General features: G+C 36.4%; 1 protein-coding gene. It reads right to left on the bottom strand.

Going from position 1 to position 319, the window contains the following annotated elements; all coding sequences use genetic code 11:
• On the bottom strand, positions 1–319 hold a 319-nt coding region (locus GJQ66_RS14165), incomplete at both ends, for a hypothetical protein (RefSeq protein ID WP_230379575.1).

Raw genomic sequence — 319 nt, 5'->3', positions numbered from 1 at the left:
TCTTTGTGTTGTATGCTCCCTGTCTAGTTTCTCCTCTATCGTACTGAAGATTTAATCCAAAAGCGTGAGTTAAAGCCCTATCTACACTAAGATACATTGAGTAACCATACAAATTCTTACCATTACCATTCTTAATTGAGGTAACATCAGCCGATTGAATAAAAGGAATCCCTATACCTGCCGATACAGACCAATCATTAAACCTTTTAACATTTCTCGTAAAAGGAACAACATTTGATGACCACGAAGAAAAAGTATTTGGATACTTATTTCCTATTGTATCAACCGCCACTTGAGCATCTAAAACAGCAGGAAACGA

This window comes from Microbacterium sp. ZXX196 (assembly GCF_009709595.1).
GTDB lineage: Bacteria > Actinomycetota > Actinomycetes > Actinomycetales > Microbacteriaceae > Microbacterium > Microbacterium excoecariae.
Note: the sequence above shows the minus strand (reverse complement) of the source record. Positions and strands in the feature narration are given on the sequence as shown.